This is a genomic window from Bacillus sp. B19-2 (assembly GCF_022832475.1).
Taxonomy (GTDB): domain Bacteria; phylum Bacillota; class Bacilli; order Bacillales; family Bacillaceae; genus Bacillus; species Bacillus paralicheniformis.
On the sequence record NZ_JALHKQ010000002.1, the window covers coordinates 682,328 to 699,595 of the forward strand.

Annotated in this window: 17 protein-coding genes; 14 read left to right on the forward strand and 3 right to left on the reverse strand. The window is 49.0% G+C overall.

Going from position 1 to position 17,268, the window contains the following annotated elements; all coding sequences use genetic code 11:
• The first annotated feature begins 8 nt into the window (after positions 1–8).
• Genes MST20_RS10580 through MST20_RS10610 form a run of 7 tightly spaced genes read left to right on the forward strand, consistent with a single transcriptional unit; the run spans position 9 to position 7,064 of the window.
• A complete protein-coding gene (locus MST20_RS10580) occupies positions 9–1,088 on the forward strand; it encodes a polysaccharide pyruvyl transferase family protein (RefSeq protein WP_243942049.1) in 1,080 nt (359 codons plus the stop codon).
• Entirely contained in the window at positions 1,085–2,104 is a 1,020-nt protein-coding gene (locus MST20_RS10585) for a glycosyltransferase (RefSeq protein ID WP_243942051.1), read from the forward strand. The genes MST20_RS10580 and MST20_RS10585 overlap by 4 nt, the downstream gene beginning before the upstream one ends.
• Positions 2,101–3,657, forward strand: coding sequence for an MATE family efflux transporter (locus MST20_RS10590; RefSeq protein WP_243942053.1), 1,557 nt, complete (start codon positions 2,101–2,103; stop codon positions 3,655–3,657). Before MST20_RS10585 ends, MST20_RS10590 begins: the two co-directional genes overlap by 4 nt.
• A 20-nt stretch (positions 3,658–3,677) precedes the next feature.
• Positions 3,678–4,280 carry a sugar transferase gene (locus MST20_RS10595; protein WP_065644296.1) on the forward strand — a complete coding sequence of 201 codons (603 nt, stop codon included), beginning with the start codon at positions 3,678–3,680 and terminating at the stop codon, positions 4,278–4,280.
• The gene (locus tag MST20_RS10600) at positions 4,280–4,906 is read left to right on the forward strand and encodes an acetyltransferase (protein ID WP_243942055.1); all 627 of its coding nucleotides are present in this window, start codon (positions 4,280–4,282) and stop codon (positions 4,904–4,906) included. The genes MST20_RS10595 and MST20_RS10600 overlap by 1 nt, the downstream gene beginning before the upstream one ends.
• A 23-nt stretch (positions 4,907–4,929) precedes the next feature.
• The gene (locus tag MST20_RS10605) at positions 4,930–6,075 is read left to right on the forward strand and encodes a DegT/DnrJ/EryC1/StrS family aminotransferase (protein ID WP_243942057.1); all 1,146 of its coding nucleotides are present in this window, start codon (positions 4,930–4,932) and stop codon (positions 6,073–6,075) included.
• 11 nt (positions 6,076–6,086) lie between these two features.
• Positions 6,087–7,064 carry a polysaccharide pyruvyl transferase family protein gene (locus tag MST20_RS10610; RefSeq protein WP_243942059.1) on the forward strand — a complete coding sequence of 326 codons (978 nt, stop codon included), beginning with the start codon at positions 6,087–6,089 and terminating at the stop codon, positions 7,062–7,064.
• Between the two features lie 15 nt (positions 7,065–7,079).
• On the opposite strand, the gene yvfG is transcribed toward MST20_RS10610, so the two are convergent.
• Entirely contained in the window at positions 7,080–7,295 is a 216-nt protein-coding gene (gene yvfG, locus MST20_RS10615) for a protein YvfG (RefSeq protein WP_003185491.1), read from the reverse strand.
• A gap of 70 nt (positions 7,296–7,365) precedes the next feature.
• Here yvfG and rpoN point away from each other — a divergent pair, with 70 nt between their 5' ends.
• Positions 7,366–8,679: an RNA polymerase factor sigma-54 gene (rpoN, locus tag MST20_RS10620; protein ID WP_243942061.1), complete on the forward strand. Its 1,314-nt coding sequence runs from the start codon at positions 7,366–7,368 to the stop codon at positions 8,677–8,679.
• 35 nt (positions 8,680–8,714) lie between these two features.
• Here the strand turns inward: rpoN and MST20_RS10625 are convergent, their stop codons facing one another.
• Complete coding sequence (locus tag MST20_RS10625; RefSeq protein WP_165428151.1) at positions 8,715–10,406, reverse strand: L-lactate permease; 1,692 nt, start codon at positions 10,404–10,406, stop codon at positions 8,715–8,717.
• 201 nt (positions 10,407–10,607) lie between these two features.
• On the opposite strand from MST20_RS10625, the gene lutR reads away from it, so the two are divergent.
• The 6 genes from lutR to MST20_RS10655 all read left to right on the forward strand — a co-directional run bounded on the left by lutR (position 10,608) and on the right by MST20_RS10655 (position 16,334).
• Positions 10,608–11,348 (forward strand): L-lactate utilization/bacilysin biosynthesis transcriptional regulator LutR, encoded by a 741-nt coding sequence (lutR, locus tag MST20_RS10630; protein WP_279600002.1) that lies wholly within the window; start codon positions 10,608–10,610, stop codon positions 11,346–11,348.
• A gap of 130 nt (positions 11,349–11,478) precedes the next feature.
• On the forward strand, positions 11,479–12,195 hold the full coding sequence (locus tag MST20_RS10635) for a (Fe-S)-binding protein (protein ID WP_165428150.1): 717 nt from the start codon (positions 11,479–11,481) through the stop codon (positions 12,193–12,195).
• A gap of 42 nt (positions 12,196–12,237) precedes the next feature.
• Complete coding sequence (locus MST20_RS10640; protein ID WP_243942063.1) at positions 12,238–13,671, forward strand: LutB/LldF family L-lactate oxidation iron-sulfur protein; 1,434 nt, start codon at positions 12,238–12,240, stop codon at positions 13,669–13,671.
• Entirely contained in the window at positions 13,668–14,390 is a 723-nt protein-coding gene (locus tag MST20_RS10645; RefSeq protein ID WP_243942065.1) for a LutC/YkgG family protein, read from the forward strand. The genes MST20_RS10640 and MST20_RS10645 overlap by 4 nt, the downstream gene beginning before the upstream one ends.
• Before the next feature lie 328 nt (positions 14,391–14,718).
• On the forward strand, positions 14,719–15,408 hold the full coding sequence (locus MST20_RS10650) for an ABC transporter permease (protein WP_165428147.1): 690 nt from the start codon (positions 14,719–14,721) through the stop codon (positions 15,406–15,408).
• On the forward strand, positions 15,408–16,334 hold the full coding sequence (locus tag MST20_RS10655; protein WP_243942067.1) for an ABC transporter ATP-binding protein: 927 nt from the start codon (positions 15,408–15,410) through the stop codon (positions 16,332–16,334). Before MST20_RS10650 ends, MST20_RS10655 begins: the two co-directional genes overlap by 1 nt.
• 152 nt (positions 16,335–16,486) lie before the next feature.
• Here MST20_RS10655 and MST20_RS10660 read toward each other — a convergent pair whose 3' ends face one another.
• Positions 16,487–16,960 carry a hypothetical protein gene (locus tag MST20_RS10660; protein WP_165428145.1) on the reverse strand — a complete coding sequence of 158 codons (474 nt, stop codon included), beginning with the start codon at positions 16,958–16,960 and terminating at the stop codon, positions 16,487–16,489.
• Between the last annotated feature and the right edge of the window lie 308 nt (positions 16,961–17,268).

The following is a 17,268-nucleotide window of genomic DNA, read 5'->3' on the forward strand; positions in this document are numbered from 1 at the left end:
GTGAGGAAATGACCTTTCAGGAACTGAAGATCAATCTTGCAGAATGGCTTTTGCTCAAGGTGAAATATCCTTCTGAATATGTGATGGGGACACCGGGTTTAAAGCGTTTTGATCAATACAAAGGCAAGAAAAAAATCATTCTGACTTTAATTCCGTCCCATGATAATTTGGGAGATCACGCGATTGCCCTGGCAAGCCGGACATTCATAGAAAACGAGTTTCCCGATTTTGAATTAATTGAAATCGGCATCAACGATATTTACAAACATGCAAAAGCGCTCATGCGCATCCGCCACCCCGAGGATATGGTGTTCATCATCGGCGGAGGAAACATGGGGGATTTGTACCGCAATGAGGAATGGACGAGGCGCTTCATTATCAAAACATTCAAGCACTATAAAATTGTCCAGCTCCCGGCAACCGCGCACTTTTCCGAGACGCCTCGCGGCAAAAAGGAGCTGAAAAGAGCGAAAAAAATCTACAACTCTCATCGCCGGCTGTTTATGATGGCGCGCGATGATACAACCTATCAATTTATGAAAAGGCATTTTTCAAAGCAAACGATTGTGAAACAGCCTGATATGGTGCTTTATTTAAAGAAAGAACAGCAGTCTGAAAGAGACGGTGTGCTCGTTTGTTTAAGGGAGGATAAAGAAAGCTTTCTCAGACCGGAAGAGCGTGAAAAGCTGCTGAAGGCTGTTGGCGACGAATATGGCACCGTGCAAACTTTTACAACGACGATCGGCAGGAGGGTCAGCCGCGTGTCTCGCAAGAAGGAGCTCAATCGGCTTTGGGATCAGCTGAGAGGTGCGGAGGTTGTCGTGACAGACAGGCTGCACGGCATGATTTTTTGCGCGATTACAGGAACGCCGTGCGTTGTGATCCGCTCTTTTGATCATAAAGTGCTTGAAGGCTTTCGCTGGCTGAAAGGCGTTCCTTCGATGAAGCTTGTGGAAAATCCCGATGCGGGGGAGGTTCTCGGCGCAATCGAAGAGCTGATCAAGACCGGTGAATCGTATCGTGAGACCCCGTCAAGGGAGCATTATTTCACAGATTTAAGACAGAAAATTATGGGTGATGTCCAATGAAGCCATTCGTCAGTATCATTGTTCCGATGTACAATGTCGAAGATTATATAGAAGAATGCGTCGATTCGCTGCGCAGGCAGACGCTGAAAAATATTGAAATCATCCTTGTCGATGACGGCTCTCCCGACAGATCAGGAGAGATAGCCAGAAAGTACTGCAGCCTGGATGCCAGAGTGAAAGTGATTCATAAAAAAAACGGCGGGCTGAGCTCAGCGAGAAATGCCGGTCTTCAAGCCGCGACAGGAGATTATGTCGGGTTTGTCGATGGCGATGATTTTGTATTGCCTGCAATGTTTGAAAACATGTACGCCGCTGCCAAAAAAGACGACCTTGATATCGTCATGTGCGGGTATCATAAACATTCCGATGTGGAAGACACCTATTTCCCGCCGCCGCTGCCGACCGATCGCCTCTTGTTGAGCTGGGATATTAAACGCGAGCTCAAAAAGGCGCACGAAACCCGCTTCATCTGGTATGTGTGGCGGAATTTGTACAGGCGCGACCTGCTGAAGAAAAACCAGCTGTACTTTTTTGAGGACATTCGTTTTGCCGAGGATTCGCCGTTCAATTTGTACGCCTTTTATGCAGCGAAACGGGTGAGGGCGATTGATGACGGTTACTACATGTACAGATGCAATCCGGATAGCCTGACGGAGGTGCCGTTTAAACCGTACATGGATGAAAGCCTGAAAAGGCAGTACCGGGCGAAAAGGAGATTCTATGAGACGTTTCAGCTGTTGGATGAATGTGCGGACGATCTGGAAACATACACATGCAAACATCAAATTCCGATGCTTTTAGCCAATGCCTGTGCGGAACCGAAGCCTTCAAAGCAGGTGAGGCGGCACATTAAAGATATTTTGTCTTACCGGATGGTGCAGTCGTGTGTCAAATCAACGTCTCTCCGCAACCGCAATCTTTTAATCGGCCAGCGGCTCGTTTTATTGCTTTGCAAGCTGAATATTCCGTTCCTGCTCGAATTGTTTTTTAAACGAAATCTGCCCAGTAAGGGATGAGCCTTTTGAATAAGACATTTGTTTTGAATCTCGGCGCCAATGTGGCGTCTTTTTTATTATCGGTGCTGTTTTCGATGTGGCTGACGCCTTATGTCATCAAGAACCTCGGTGTTGAGGCGTTTGGATTTGTCCATCTTACGCAGAATATGATCAATTATTTTTCGATTATTACGGTCGCCTTGAGCGCGGTCGTTGTCAGGTTTTTTTCTGTTTCCGCTCACAGGGGGGCGCTTGATGAAGCGAGAGGCTATATGAATACCTACATCGTTTCATCACTGGTGCTTTCAATCATCTTGTTTTTTCCGCTTGGCGGCACGGTGTTTTTTATCGATCAGATCATTCGCGTTCCCGCCGGTCTTTTGGGAGATGTGCAGATCGCGCTTTTGATCGGGAGTCTGCTGTTTTTATTGACCTTTGTGATGTCGGGATTTGCCGCCGGTCCGTTTTTTGCCAATAAAATCTATATTACAAGTACGATCCAGGCCGTCCAAATGCTGATTCGCGTCTTGAGCGTATTATTGATTTTCGCGTGCTTTGCGCCGAAGATCTGGCACATTCAGCTCGCCGCTCTTATCGCAACCGCTTCGGCGTGCATCCTGTCGATCTTTTTCTTTAAGAAATTGATCCCATGGTTTACCTTTCGGGTGAGGGATATGTCGTTTGCAAAGTGCAAAAAACTGCTTCAGGCGGGAGGCTGGAGCTCCGTTAGCCAAGTCGGCGTCCTGCTGTTTCTGCAAATCGATTTAATGGTGGCGAATGTGATGCTGGGGGTTTCCGAATCCGGCATGTACGCGGCGATCATTCAGTTTCCGCTGTTATTGCGGACGCTTTCGGGAACGCTTGCGGCCGTATTTTCACCTACGATTACACTCTATTATTCAAAAGGCGACAAAGAAGGGCTCGTCCGCTATGCCAACCAGGCCGTCAGGTTTAACGGCATTCTGCTCGCTTTGCCGGCGGCGCTTCTGGGCGGGCTTGCCGGCCCGTTTCTGACGCTGTGGCTCGGCCCTTCATTCGAACATTTGAAATGGCTTTTACTGATACATGCGGGTTACTTGGTTGTTTCATTAAGCCCGGCGCCGCTGTTTTATATCTTTACCTCCTATAACAAGCTGAGAACACCGGCACTGACCACGGTTGCCTTCGGCGTTGTCAATTTGCTGCTTGCCATCGTGCTGAGCGGACCGGCGGGACTCGGCCTTTACGGAATTGCGCTGGCCGGTGCGGCAGCTTTAATGCTGAAAAATGTCGTCTTCACTCCGATTTATGCGTCAAAGATTACGGGTGAAAGAAAAAGGGTCTTTTATAAAGGCATATACGGGCCGGTTGCCGGCGCTTCATTTACCTTGGCTGTCTGTTACGCTCTTCAATACTTATTTGCGGTCGACAGCCTGCTGTCTCTGTTTGTCACGGCGCTGGCTGCGACGGGGGCATACGGCTTGTTTGCCTATTTCGTCACGTTGACGAAAGCGGAACGGCATACTGTCATAACGAGGCTGCAAGCATTTCGATGCTCTTTATCTTTCCCGTTTCAAAAGGGATTTTTTAAATAAAAGAAAGGGGTGCGTTTTTCGTGCTAGCGAAACGGTTTTTCGATCTTGCATTGTCGGTTATTTTGCTGGTCGCGCTCAGTCCGGCCATGATCCTGACAGCTTGCCTCATCAGATGGAAAATCGGCTCGCCTGTATTATTTCGCCAAACCCGTCCGGGGCTGAATGGCGAGCCTTTTACATTATATAAATTCAGAACAATGACTGATGAAAGAGATGAAGCAGGCCATCTGCTAAGCGATGAAAAACGGCTGACAAAGACGGGGCGGCTGATCAGAAAAACGAGCCTTGACGAATTGCCGCAGCTGATCAACGTCATCAAAGGAGACCTCAGCCTCGTCGGGCCGCGGCCGCTTTTGATGGAGTATATTCCCCTCTATTCGAAGCGGCAGTGGAGACGGCATGAAGTCAAGCCGGGCATCACGGGCTGGGCGCAGATCAACGGGAGAAATAAAGTGACATGGGAGGAAAAGTTTGAACTTGATGTCTGGTATGTGGATCATCGTTCCTTTTTGCTTGATCTCAAAATCCTTTTGTTGACTGTCGTAAAAGTCTTGAAGTCGGAAGGCGTCAGCCAGGACCGGCATGTGACAGCAGAAAAATTTACGGGGAGAAGGAATGCCTGATGGAAAACGTGGTGATCATCGGAGCCGGCGGCCATGGGAAAGTCGTTCGGGATCTTGTAAAAGCGCGGCCCGATACGGTGCTTGCCGGTATTCTCGATGACCGGTATGCGGAGCTTCATGTCGAGAACGGTCTGTATCGCGGGCCTTCAGGCGCCGCAGAAGAAATTGCGCGATTGCATCCGGACGCGAAGTTCGTCCTGGCTGTCGGTCAAAACGACCTCAGACAGCAGCTGTATGAACGCCTCGGCCTTCCGCTTGACCGGTATGCGGTTTTGATTCATCCATCCGCCGTGATCAGCGGTTCGGCCCGGATTCAAAACGGCGCCGTTGTCATGGCGTCGAGCGTTATCCAAGCGGATGCCCACATCGGCATCCACACGATTGTCAACACAGGTGTGATCGTCGAACATGACAACCGGATCGGCGATTACGTTCATCTTTCGCCGGGAACGGTGTTAACCGGCGGCGTGACAGTTATGGAAGGCGCTCATCTCGGAGCGGGAACGGCGGTCATTCCCGGAAAGACAATCGGACGATGGAGCGTGACGGGAGCGGGATCAGCCGTGATTCACGACATTCCTGATGATTGTACCGCTGTCGGAGTCCCTGCAAGAAAGATCAAATAACAGCAGTAAAAAGGGTGAAAAACATGAGTCAGAATAAGCGAATTTATTTATCCCCGCCGCACATGAGCGGAGACGAAGAGCGCTATGTAGCCGAAGCGTTTCGGACAAACTGGATCGCGCCGCTCGGTCCCCTTGTCGATACGTTCGAAAAAAAGCTTGCCGCCTATGCGGGGACATCCGGGGCTGCGGCAGTCAGCTCAGGAACAGCCGCAATCCACCTGGCGTTGAAATTACTCGGCGTCGGCAACGGCGATACGGTCTTCTGTTCTTCCTTTACGTTTGTAGCGAGCGCCAATCCGATTATATATGAACAGGCTGAACCGGTTTTCATCGATTCTGAACGGGATACATGGAACATGTCGCCCGAGGCGCTTGAACGGGCGCTCGACGAAGCGGAGCGGGCCAGGATTCTTCCGAAAGCCGTCATCGTCGTCAACTTGTACGGCCAAAGCGCGAAAATGGATGAGATTATGGCGATTTGCGATCGATTTGCCGTGCCTGTTATTGAAGATGCGGCCGAATCGCTCGGTTCTGTTTATAAGGGCAGAAAAAGCGGAACTTTCGGACGCTTCGGCATTTATTCCTTCAACGGTAACAAAATCATCACCACATCAGGCGGAGGAATGCTTGTCAGCGATGATGAAGACGCTTTGAAGAAGGCGCGCTTTTTAGCCACTCAGGCGCGTGAGCCCGCCATTCATTATCAGCACGAAAAAGCGGGCTACAATTACCGGATGAGCAATGTCCTGGCCGGAATCGGCATCGCTCAGCTCGCCGTCCTGGATGACAGGGTACACGCCAGACGGGCGATCTTCGAGCGCTATCAGGAGGCGCTCGCCGGTATCGAAGGTATAGAATTCATGCCTGAGGCCGGCATGTCAAACCGCTGGCTCACGACATTAACGTTTGACACAGCAAAGATACAAACAACACCGGCGGACATCATTGAACAGCTCGCAAATGAAAACATTGAAGCCCGGCCGTTATGGAAGCCTTTGCACAGACAGCCCCTTTTTAAAGGCGCGGCCTTTTATCCGCACGATGACCAAGGCTCAGTCTGCTGCGACTTATTTCAGCGCGGACTCTGCCTGCCGTCAGGATCAAGCATGACGCAAAAAGAGCAGGATCGGGTGATTCAAATCGTAGCCGACCGGATTAAATATAAATGAGGTGTTAACACATGGCGATTACATATTCCATGGACAGCTTAAAGCATAAGCTGGCAGAAATTTTGGATGTCATCCCAAGGCATTCATCAGTCGTTTACTTGGACTACCCGCTCTACGGAAACGTCGGGGACCTATTGATCATGAAAGGAACGGAAGCTTTTTTTGAAGCATACGGCATCAAGGTGCGCGAAAGATGGAATGCAGAGAATTTTATTCCGGGCCGCCGCATTCCAAAGGACGCCATCATCGTTTGTCAGGGGGGCGGCAATTTCGGCGATTTGTACCCTCACTTTCAGCAGTTCAGGGAACGGGTGGTCGAACATTACCCGGACAACCGGATCGTCATTCTGCCGCAGTCAATTTATTATGAACATGAAGAAAATGCAAAAAAAACGCGCTGCATTTTGGCGGCTCACCCGGATCTGCACTTATTCACGCGGGAAAAGGCATCATTCGAATTTGCCCTCAAGCATTTCGAAGGGGTGAAAAATATCAGAATGATGCCCGACATGGCGCACCAGCTCTGGCCGATCGCGGCACCTGCCGAAAAGCCTTCTGAGTCCGTTCTGCGGTTGATCAGAACCGACAAAGAAGCAAACAGCAGCCTGCAGAAAACAGGGGAGCCGGATACGTACGATTGGAACGTCATCTTGTCAGAAGGCGACAAACGCGGAATCAAACGCTTGCAGACGATCAATGTCCTCAACAAAAAAGCGGGCAATCCGCTGCCGATCGCTTCTTATTGGAAACGCTATTCGGACAGCCTCGTCGACAAATCCATCCGTTTTTTCAGCCGCTATGAATCTGTCGTAACTTCAAGGCTGCACGGCCACATCTTATCGTGCCTGCTCGGAAAAGAAAACGTCGTGATTGACAACTCTTACGGAAAAAACGCAAATTATTACAACACATGGATGAAGGATATCCCGAGTACAGAACTGATTCAAAACAAGCCGGAAGAAGCAGAAAAACCGCCTGTTCACGTATGACAGGCGGTTTTTTTGCTATGCTTCTTCGCGCTTTACTTTATTGTAGGCTTCATCCAAATGCTGAATCCGTTTTAAAACGACCGCGTTTTTTGTCAGCTGGTCTTGAACAAGCGTTGACACGACTGAACGGTAGTAGCTGTTCATCGCGTGAATTTTATCCTCATTTGGATGCATTTCAATATGAGTTTTAAAATTTTCTATGAAATAGGGCACAGAAAAAAGTTCTGTCAATGGTAACACTCCTTTTTTAAGTCTATACGGTACGGAACCGATCGTGTAAACTAATAGTGGGAGGGGAGATATGATGAACTTGCATGTACAGCAGCAGCAAACGGCAAAACTTCACTTGACGCAAGGGCTTGCCCAAGCCATTCATATGCTTCAGTATTCGTCGGCCGAGCTGAACAGCCGGATTGACGAACTCTCATTGGAAAACCCCCTGATCGAACGAAAAGACCCCGATATTCCCCGATCATTTTACCATAAAACGAATCGTCATTTGCAAAATGAAGGAATGAGCCGCTCTGAGACGGCGCATTCCCGTGAAGATGTCAAAAGCGTCTTGAAACAGCAAGCGCTCGATCTCCGGCTGTCAAACCGGGAAAAGCGGATTTTCAGCTACTTGGTCGAATCCCTTGATCCAAACGGATATGTGACAGAAGACATCGCCTTTATCGCTTCCGAGCTGGCTGTCACCAGAGAAGAAGCGGAAGAAGTCTTGGGCAAGCTGCAGACTCTTGATCCGGCAGGCATCGGAGCGCGGTCGCTTCAGGAATGCATCCTGATCCAATTAAAGCGTCTGTCAAAGGAGACGGCAAAAGCGGAGAAAGTCATTTCCCTATACTTTGATCTGTTTGCCAAAAAAGGATGGAAAGAGCTGTCTGAGAGATCGGGCCTTTCGCTCTCAGAGCTTCAGGACATACAAGATCTTGTCGCAGAACTGTCGCCGCGTCCCGGATTGATGTATGGCACGGAAGAAGGCGAAGTCTATCTCGAGCCTGATGTCATCATTTCAGCAGAGGATGGAAAATTGGTGCTTGAGCTCAGCAGCCGTTCATTTCCCGACATCCAGCTTAACGCGTTTTACGAGCCGTTTTTGCAGCGTCAGTCAAAAGACGAGGCGACCGTTTATATCTCTGATAAGTTCAAGCAGTGGAAATGGCTCGACAATGCCCTCAGGCAAAGACGGGAAACGATGCGGAGGGTGATGACGGAAATTATGGTGCGGCAAAAAGATTATTTTTTAAAAGGGAAAGACGAACTGAAGCCGCTCACATTAAAAGAGGTCGCCGATGCCCTCGGCGTTCACGAATCAACTGTAAGCCGCGCAGTCAAAGGGAAAATCGTGCAGACGCCTTTTGAGCTGTGCGAGCTTAAACGGTTTTTTTCGGCGAAGGTAAAGGACGCCGCTGACGGACATACGTCAAGTCACACAGTCAAAGCGCATCTGCGCCGGCTGATCGATGAAGAAAATAAAATGAAACCGCTTTCAGATCAGAAGCTGGCCGACCTTTTAAACGAAAAGCACGGCGTCGTCATATCGAGGCGGACCGTTGCCAAATACCGTGATCAGCTCAATATACTGCCTTCGTCTGTCAGAAAGAGATATCAATAAAGAAGCCGTCCGGCACGAACGCCGGCGGCTCTTTTTTACGGGATCATCCACGCAAACAGGTGATGTTGCAGGAACGTGATCGTGCAAACCAGGAACAGAAGAAACAGACTGTGTTTCAGTGTAAAGCGCAGCAAATCGGATTCCTTTCCTGCCAGTCCGACAGCTGCGCAGGCGACCGCAATCGACTGCGGAGAGATCATCTTTCCTGTGACGCCGCCCGAAGAGTTGGCCGCCACAGACAGCACCGGCTCCATTCCGACCGACTGTGCCGTCACTTTTTGCAGACTGCCGAACAGCAAATTGGCCGACGTATCTGAACCGGTTATAAAGACGCCGAGCCAGCCGAGAACGGGAGAAAAGAATGCGAACATGGAACCCGTCATCGCAAGGGACATGCCAAGTGTTGTGCTCATGCCCGAAGAGTTGGTGACATAGGCAAAACCGACGACGGAAGCGATCGTTAATATCGGCTTGCCGAGCTCTTTCAGCGAATCTGTAAATGCGGCGCCCCATTCTTTCCAAGGCATGCCTGTGACAAACTTTGTCAGTACGGCGGCAATCAGGATCGCCGTTCCCGCCGATCCGGCGAGATCAAGTTTATAAAGAGCTTCAAGCGGTTTTCCCGAGCCATCGAGAATTTGATTGTGCAAAAATGGCACACCGGGCGCGAACGTCAGCCTGCCGCCGATGTCATTGATGAACAGCAGCAGTGGATTTGCCCCTTCGTAATGGCCTGTCAGCGCCTGTTTGACAGCTGGAATTCCCCAGATGGAGACCATTGCCGTGAGCAGCAAAAACGGTGTCCACGCCTTGAAAATCTGCCCCGCCGAGTATGAAGCCTTTTGATGTTCAAGCTGCTGCGCCTCCGCGGCAGCGGCCATTTCCTTTTCATGTGAAAATCTGAATGTCGTTTTCGGTTTCCAAAATTTTAAGAATACAGTGAGCGCGATAAGCGATACGATGGCTGACAAAATATCCGGGAGCTCAGGCCCCAGAAAGTTTGAGCTTACATACTGCGTAACGGCAAAAGAGACACCCGACACGAGAATCGCCGGCAGCACTTCCCAAGCCCTTTTCAAGCCGCTCATGATGATAATCAAATAAAACGGAATAAATACAGATAAAAACGGGAGCTGGCGTCCGACCATTTTTGAAATGTCCATCGCAGGAATCCCCGTCGGCCCTTCAACCGCGATAATCGGGATGCCGATCGCCCCGAAAGCGACAGGCGCCGTGTTGGCGATCAGGCATATGCCCGCCGCATACAACGGATTGAAGCCGAGGCCGACAAGCAATGCGGCCGAGATTGCGACAGGGGCGCCGAAGCCTGCCGCTCCTTCCAAAAACGCCCCGAATGAAAACGCTATCAAAAGTGCTTGCAAACGGCGGTCATCTGTGATCGACAATACCGAGCTCCTGATGATTTCAAATTGACCGGTTTTGACTGTAAGCTTGTACAAAAAAACGGAAGTCACAATGATCCAGCCGATCGGAAGCAGCCCGTAAACCGCCCCTTGCGAAGCCGACATCACAGCCTGATGAGCAGGCATGCCGTATACGAAAACGGCCAGCGCGAGCGCAATCAGCAAAGTCGTCACACCCGCTGTATGCCCTTTCATTCTTTTGATTGCCAGAGCCCAGAAAAAATACAAAATCGGTATCAGCGCTGCAAGCGAAGAAAGCAGCAAACTGTTCCCCAATGGAGTATAATCTTGCGTCCATCCCATCTCCAATTCCCCCTTTGTTCAAAGTCTCACTCAGTCATCTGATGACATGATGATAAGACTGATCATTTAGCATTATATTTCTCAATGTCATAAATTACAATCTTTTTTTGCATGGAGCCGAAGTCTATATGTTCCGGACGGAAAGAACGGTATAATAAAAAATAGCGCATCATGCCCAGTCTGGTTACGAGGTGAAAAAAGTTGAAATACAAACAAATCAAGACGAAAAAAATATACGAAGAAGTCGCGGAAGCGCTTCTTGAATCGATTAAAAGCGGAGAGCTTGAGCCAGGTGACAAGCTTGACTCCGTCCAGGCGCTCGCCGACAGCTTTCAGGTCAGCCGTTCGGCCGTCAGGGAAGCGCTGTCCGCGTTAAAAGCGATGGGGATGGTCGAAATGAAGCAGGGGGAAGGGACGTATGTGAAAAGGTTTGATCCTGAGCAAATTTCCATCCCCCTTTCGGCTGCGCTTTTGATGAAAAAGAAAGACGTCGCTGAACTGCTCGAAGTCCGTAAGATTCTTGAAATCGGAGCTGTTTCAAGTGCGGCTCAAAAACGCACGGAAGATGATCTCGGGCGCATGCAGGCAGCACTTGAGGATATGAAGCAGGCGGACGGGAACGGCGAACTTGGCGAAAAAGCCGACCTCGCGTTTCATCTTGCGCTTGCCGGCGCCTCGCAAAACGATCTGCTGAAAGGCTTGATGAATCATGTGTCATCGCTCTTAATTGAGACGATGAGGGAGACGCGCAAAATTTGGCTGTTCTCGAAGAACACAACCGTTAAGCGCCTTTATGAGGAACACGAAGCCATCTATCAGGCTGTGATGGAAAAAGACGGCCAAAAAGCAGAGCAGGCGATGCACAATCATCTGACAAATGTGGAAAATGTGCTGGCCTCATATTTTGAAGAAACGAAACAGGCCGACGAGCCGGCCATATAAGCAGCGGCCTGAGTGAAAACGAAAAGGAAACCCCTTTCAAAAAATTTTACCAAGGTGTAAGATGGAGAAAGAGGGTTTTCTAACCAAGTCATCAGATGACCTGATTTATCGGGTTGGAGAGGGGATCAAGATGAAAGTATCACTGTTTATCACGTGTTTGGTTGACATGTTTCAGTCAAATGTCGGAAAAGCGACGGTTGAACTGCTGGAGCGGCTCGGATGTGAAGTGGATTTTCCCGAAGGGCAGATCTGCTGCGGCCAGCCTGCGTACAACAGCGGCTATGTCAAAGATTCCAAAAAAGCGATGAGACGGATGATTGAGACGTTTGAATCAGCCGAATACGTCGTCAGCCCTTCAGGATCGTGCGCTTTTATGTTCAAAGAGTATCCGCACCTTTTCCGGGATGAGCCGGCCTGGGCGGAAAAAGCGCAGCGGCTGGCTGACAAAACGTATGAGCTGACCGATTTTATCGTCAACGTTTTGAAGGTTGAAGACGTTGGGGCGACACTTGAGAAAAAGGCGACTTATCATACGTCATGCCATATGACAAGGCTTTTGGGCGTCACAGACGCGCCGATGAAGCTGCTTCGGCATGTGAAGGGACTGGAGTTTACGCCGCTGCCGCGCAAACACGACTGCTGCGGGTTCGGGGGGACTTTTTCGGTGAAGATGTCGCAAATATCCGAACAGATGGTCGATGAGAAAGTGGCGTGTGTCGAAGAAACAGCCGCAGATGTGTTAATCGGGGCGGACTGCGGCTGCTTGATGAATATCGGCGGACGGATCGGGAGAAAGAACAAGCAGATTGAAGTCATGCACATCGCAGAAGTACTGAACAGCAGATAAACAGACATCCGGTCATTTCACAGATAGAGGGGGACATTCGTTATGGCAATGAAGATCGGAACGCAGAAATTTAAAGAGCGCGTATCTGACGGGCTCGAAAACGAGTTTATGAGGGGGGCTGTTTCAAGTGCGCAGGAACGCTTGAGAACGCGCCGTCTTGAGGCGGCGGAAGAGCTCGGGAACTGGGAAGAATGGCGGTCTCAGGCCGAGGAAATCAGGCAGCACGTGCTCGAAAACCTGGACTACTACCTAGAACAGCTCGCCGAAAATGTCGCCAAAAAAGGCGGGCACGTATTCTTTGCACAGACGGCTGAAGAAGCGACAGGCTATATCCGCGATGTCGTAAAAAAGAAAAACGGCAAAAAAGTCGTGAAATCAAAATCAATGGTGACCGAAGAAATCAACATGAACGAGGCGCTTGAACGCGACGGCTGCGAAGTGGTCGAAACCGATTTGGGCGAATACATCCTCCAAATCGATGATCATGATCCGCCGTCACATATCGTCGCACCTGCTTTGCATAAAAACAAAGAGCAAATTCGCGACGTCTTTAAAGAGCGGATCGGCTACCGCAACACCGAAAAGCCGGAAGAGCTTGTCATGCACGCCCGCGCCGTGCTCAGAAAGAAATTTCTCGAGGCTGACATCGGCATAACAGGCTGCAATTTTGCGATTGCCGATACGGGGTCTGTCAGCCTTGTCACAAACGAGGGAAACGGACGCCTTGTCACGACCATTCCGAAGACGCAGATTACCGTGATGGGGATGGAGCGGCTTGTCCCTTCATTCGACGAGTTTGAAGTTCTCGTCGGCATGCTCACAAGAAGTGCGGTCGGACAGCGGCTGACGAGCTATATCACGGCGCTGACAGGGCCGCGGCAGCCCGGTGAAGCGGACGGACCCGAAGAGTTTCACCTCGTCATCGTTGACAACGGGCGTTCGAACATTCTCGGAACGGAGTTTCAATCCGTCCTCCAATGCATCCGCTGTGCGGCCTGCATCAATGTCTGTCCCGTATACCGCCATGTCGGCGGACATTCTTACGGTTCGATCTATTCAGGCCCGATCGGAGCCGTATTGTCGCCGCTGCTCGGCGGATATGACGATTATAAAGAACTGCCGTACGCCTCTTCGTTATGTGCGGCCTGCTCTGAAGCATGTCCTGTGAAAATCCCGCTTCATGAACTGCTTCTGAAGCACCGGCAGCGCATCGTTGAAAAAGAAGGGCGCGCACCGATATCCGAGAAGCTCGCGATGAAAGCGTTCGGCTTGGGAACTTCTGCGCCATCCCTATATAAAATGGGCTCCAAATGGGCGCCGGCAGCCATGAAGCCGTTTAACGAAGACGGCAAAATAACGAAGGGACCGGGACCGTTAAAACAGTGGACTCAGATTCGCGACTTCCCCGCGCCGAACAAGTCAAGGTTCCGCGACTGGTTTGAGGACAGACGGAAAGAGAAGGGGGAAGACAGATGACAAACGGAACAATCCAAAACAAAGACGGCTTTTTAAACCGGATTGCGGAAAGGCTCGGCCGCAACCGGCGCTCGGCAGGCGTCACCGTTCCTGATTATACCTATCAGCCGCAGCACCGGGTATATCAAGGCTATACACAGGATGAGCTTGTCGGCGTCTTAAAGGAGCACTGCCGGAAAATTCATACGGAGCTGATTGAAACAGATGTCATCGGCTTGCATGATGCCTTGTATGAACAAGCATCGCGATTTGGAGGCGGGCCGGTCATCATTCCGAAAGATGACCGTTTTAAAGAGTACGGACTATCAGGCCTGTTAACAGACAAGTGGCCGAATGAGGGGACAGAAGTGTGGGAATGGGATGCAGCGGCAAGAGATGAAAATATCCAGCGGGCCGAACAGGCTAACATCGGCGTGACATTCAGCGAGATCACGCTTGCTGAATCCGGAACGGTCGTCCTCTTCAGTTCAAAAGACAAAGGACGTTCTGTCAGCTTGCTGCCGACGACATATATCGCGATCGTCCCGAAAAGCACCATCGTCCCGCGGATGACACAGGCAAGCGCAATGATCAAACAAAAGGTTGCAGACGGCGACGCCGTCCCGTCCTGCATCAACTATGTCACTGGACCGAGCAATTCAGCCGACATCGAAATGGACCTTGTAGTCGGCGTCCACGGCCCGGTAAAAGCGGCCTATATTGTCGTGACGGACCGGTAATAAGACGATAACAAAAAGATTAGCCTCATGCTGAGCTAATCTTTTTTATTTAGCGATATGAAAATTCCGGCATATCCCGATTTACCGCATCATTCCACTTTTTTTTTGCCGGTCATAAACTTGTTATATTAAAATGGCATTTATATCGGATTTCCGGCTCTGCATCCCCATTTCTGCTGCTGGTTCAAGCGGCTTGCATCTCATTTATTATTCTCGGAAACACCCCTGAAAGAAAGAGTCTATTAAAATTTAAGGTAATGTTAAGGATAAGATTATTTCCCGATAATGTTCACTCTCTATAATGGAGAATAGTGAAGGAGTGACTCGTATGCGGGCGGTATGTCTGAATGAATTTATCAGTCTTTTTAAAAGCATCAAGTCGATGATTGTCATTATTATTATGTTTTGGGTGAGCTATAAGACTGCGGGATTGATCGAACAGGCGCCTGCGGACTTCGTGCGCGAATTGGATTTAGGAAGCGATGCAAACGCAATCGGAACGGCGGTTATCGTTTTTGCTCTCGGTTTCCTGTTTATCGCTGGACTTTCCCATGACATGATCAACCGCGAAGTCCATGCCCGGACGGTCAGATTTCTTGTGACGAAAACGTCGCGGATCAAGATCATTCTGGGAAAATTTTTTGGCGTCTGGCTGTTTTGGTTTTTCTGCATGCTCGTTTCATATACATTGGTGATGATCGCCTCAAAAGAGTTTTTATGGATGAGTTATGCAGACAGCATGGCTTTTCTTACAGCTGCAATCTCTTTGAACCTTTTATTTTCGATCGTGATTTCAAGGCCAACCATGTCCATGTTTTTCGGAATCGTGTTTGCACTCGTCTTTCCCGCGGTCAGTTTATGGGCTGTTTATTCAGAGAACGGCATGATCACCTGGTTTAAATATTTAACGCCGTACTATTACTCCGTACTGGGCGGTTCTTTTATTTTCATCAACTTTGTCTACGCCGCCATCGTACTGTGCGGTGCGATCGTTTTGTTTAAAAGGAGAGATTTATAATGAATGTGGTGATCGAGGCAAAAGGGCTGATGAAAAGCTACGGAGCCAAAACCGTCGTCAACCATGTCGACCTCCAAGTCGAAAAAGGAGAGATTTACGGATTCCTCGGCCGCAACGGGGCGGGGAAATCTACGTTCATGAATATGATTACAGGCATTACCCAGCCGACAGCCGGCAGTTTTCTGCTGTTAAATGACGCTTCGATTGAAAACGTCAAGCATCGCATCGGCGTTTTACCCGATTATTTGACCCTCTATGATTCAAAGACTGCAGTCGGGCATTTGAAGTATTTTGCAAAGCTGAATGGACAAGCCGTATCGACTGAGCGGTGCGAAGAAGTCTTAGAGAGAGTGGGGTTTACCGAGCATACTGAAAAAAAAGCGGGCGCCTATTCATTCGGTATGAAAAAAAAGCTCGGCATCGCCCAGGCGATCATCCACGATCCCGAGCTCATCTTTTTGGATGAACCGACATCAGGTGTCGATGCCGAATCGGCTCTGTACATTCAAAAGCTGATCATAGATTTGCAAAAAGAAGGTAAGACGATATTTATGACGTCACACAACCTGCATGAAATCGAGAAAATCTGCACCCGAATCGCGATTATGAAAAACGGCCGCATTTTAATAGAAGGCACGCTCGATGAATTAAGAAGGCATTTCATGTCGAACATAAGCGTTCACATTCGTCACTCGAATATTCCCGAGCAGCATTTCGGCCTGATCGACCGTTTTCTTGAGTCAGCTGGAGAAAACGTTCAATTCAAGCACCATGAGATTTCGATCACCGTCAATTCAGAAGAAAAAATTCCCGCCATCGTCAGAGTATTAACGAACTGCAAAGTGGGAATCTACAGAATTCACGTCGATGAACCGTCGCTTGAAGACATCTTTATGGACAGCTCAGAGGAACGTGTTGTTTCTTGACAGAAAGACTTTGATAGGCATGAGCCCGGGTTTGTTCGGGTATCATGCCTTTAATCTTGCGGATGCGAATGGTGTCAATGGATAGATCTATTAAATACCCGAACAAAAAACGCCTTTGAATAAAGGCGTTTTCCATAAGGGGCGCTCGGTTTCTAGTATCTCCACAAAATCGACATGTCGCCGGTCGTTTCTTCATTAATGACATTTCCGTCTTGGTCCATTTTGACGAAATACCTGCCTCCGTTTGTTACGTTTTTGTACTCGGTTTCCGAAGTGCCGTCATCGTTTTGTGTGAATTTAAATTGAACATCAGCGATAAGAGTGTTGCTGTTGAGGTCGACATAGTAGGAATGGAAGCTGACATGGCTCCAGTCATCTTTTTCGGCGGGGATGCCTGATATGACGCCGACTTTTTCAGCGGGATCATTGACAATCACACCGTAATCCTTCTGCAAATTGCCGGTTTCGATATCAGCGTCGTTTAAAATCTCTTTCATCTGGCTAAATTCAGCATCTGTAGGTGTTGTATACCTGTCTTCAGGAATGTCTTTCGCAAAGCTTACGGACGATGAACCAAAGACGAGCGTCAATACGGACAAGATCACCATAAACGAAAGTTTTTTCACGTTCTCTTCCTCCTTTAGCTGATGTGATGATTCGGTTCACACTCTATCATCGTTAAAATATTTTGTAAAGTTTGAATAATATTTCAATTTAACTATTTTTTTCGGGGGATATTCGCCGATTTTACACTTTTCCTCTTTTGGATAATGTTCCATCATCATGAAAGTTGTGCATATCTTCCCTTGTATTTTCCAATGGAAAAGGCGATTTTCCTTGAAAAAAGAGAAAAATTTTAATTTTTATTTTTTGGCAGTGGATTTGATGTTGACAAAGTCAAGATCGGCACGTATATTATATGAATATATTTCAG

Excerpts from the sequence above, each read along its gene's own strand:
- MST20_RS10600 (WP_243942055.1), top strand. The coding sequence starts at position 4,280 with ATGGAAAACGTGGTGATCATCGGAGCCGGCGGCCATGGGAAAGTCGTT.
- MST20_RS10625 (WP_165428151.1), bottom strand. The coding sequence starts at position 10,406 with ATGGGATGGACGCAAGATTATACTCCATTGGGGAACAGTTTGCTGCTT.
- MST20_RS10650 (WP_165428147.1), top strand. The coding sequence starts at position 14,719 with ATGCGGGCGGTATGTCTGAATGAATTTATCAGTCTTTTTAAAAGCATC.
- MST20_RS10580 (WP_243942049.1), top strand. The coding sequence starts at position 9 with ATGACCTTTCAGGAACTGAAGATCAATCTTGCAGAATGGCTTTTGCTC.
- MST20_RS10590 (WP_243942053.1), top strand. The coding sequence starts at position 2,101 with ATGAGCCTTTTGAATAAGACATTTGTTTTGAATCTCGGCGCCAATGTG.
- MST20_RS10585 (WP_243942051.1), top strand. The coding sequence starts at position 1,085 with ATGAAGCCATTCGTCAGTATCATTGTTCCGATGTACAATGTCGAAGAT.
- MST20_RS10605 (WP_243942057.1), top strand. The coding sequence starts at position 4,930 with ATGAGTCAGAATAAGCGAATTTATTTATCCCCGCCGCACATGAGCGGA.
- MST20_RS10610 (WP_243942059.1), top strand. The coding sequence starts at position 6,087 with ATGGCGATTACATATTCCATGGACAGCTTAAAGCATAAGCTGGCAGAA.
- MST20_RS10655 (WP_243942067.1), top strand. The coding sequence starts at position 15,408 with ATGAATGTGGTGATCGAGGCAAAAGGGCTGATGAAAAGCTACGGAGCC.
- MST20_RS10640 (WP_243942063.1), top strand. The coding sequence starts at position 12,238 with ATGGCAATGAAGATCGGAACGCAGAAATTTAAAGAGCGCGTATCTGAC.
- MST20_RS10635 (WP_165428150.1), top strand. The coding sequence starts at position 11,479 with ATGAAAGTATCACTGTTTATCACGTGTTTGGTTGACATGTTTCAGTCA.
- rpoN (WP_243942061.1), top strand. The coding sequence starts at position 7,366 with ATGATGAACTTGCATGTACAGCAGCAGCAAACGGCAAAACTTCACTTG.
- MST20_RS10645 (WP_243942065.1), top strand. The coding sequence starts at position 13,668 with ATGACAAACGGAACAATCCAAAACAAAGACGGCTTTTTAAACCGGATT.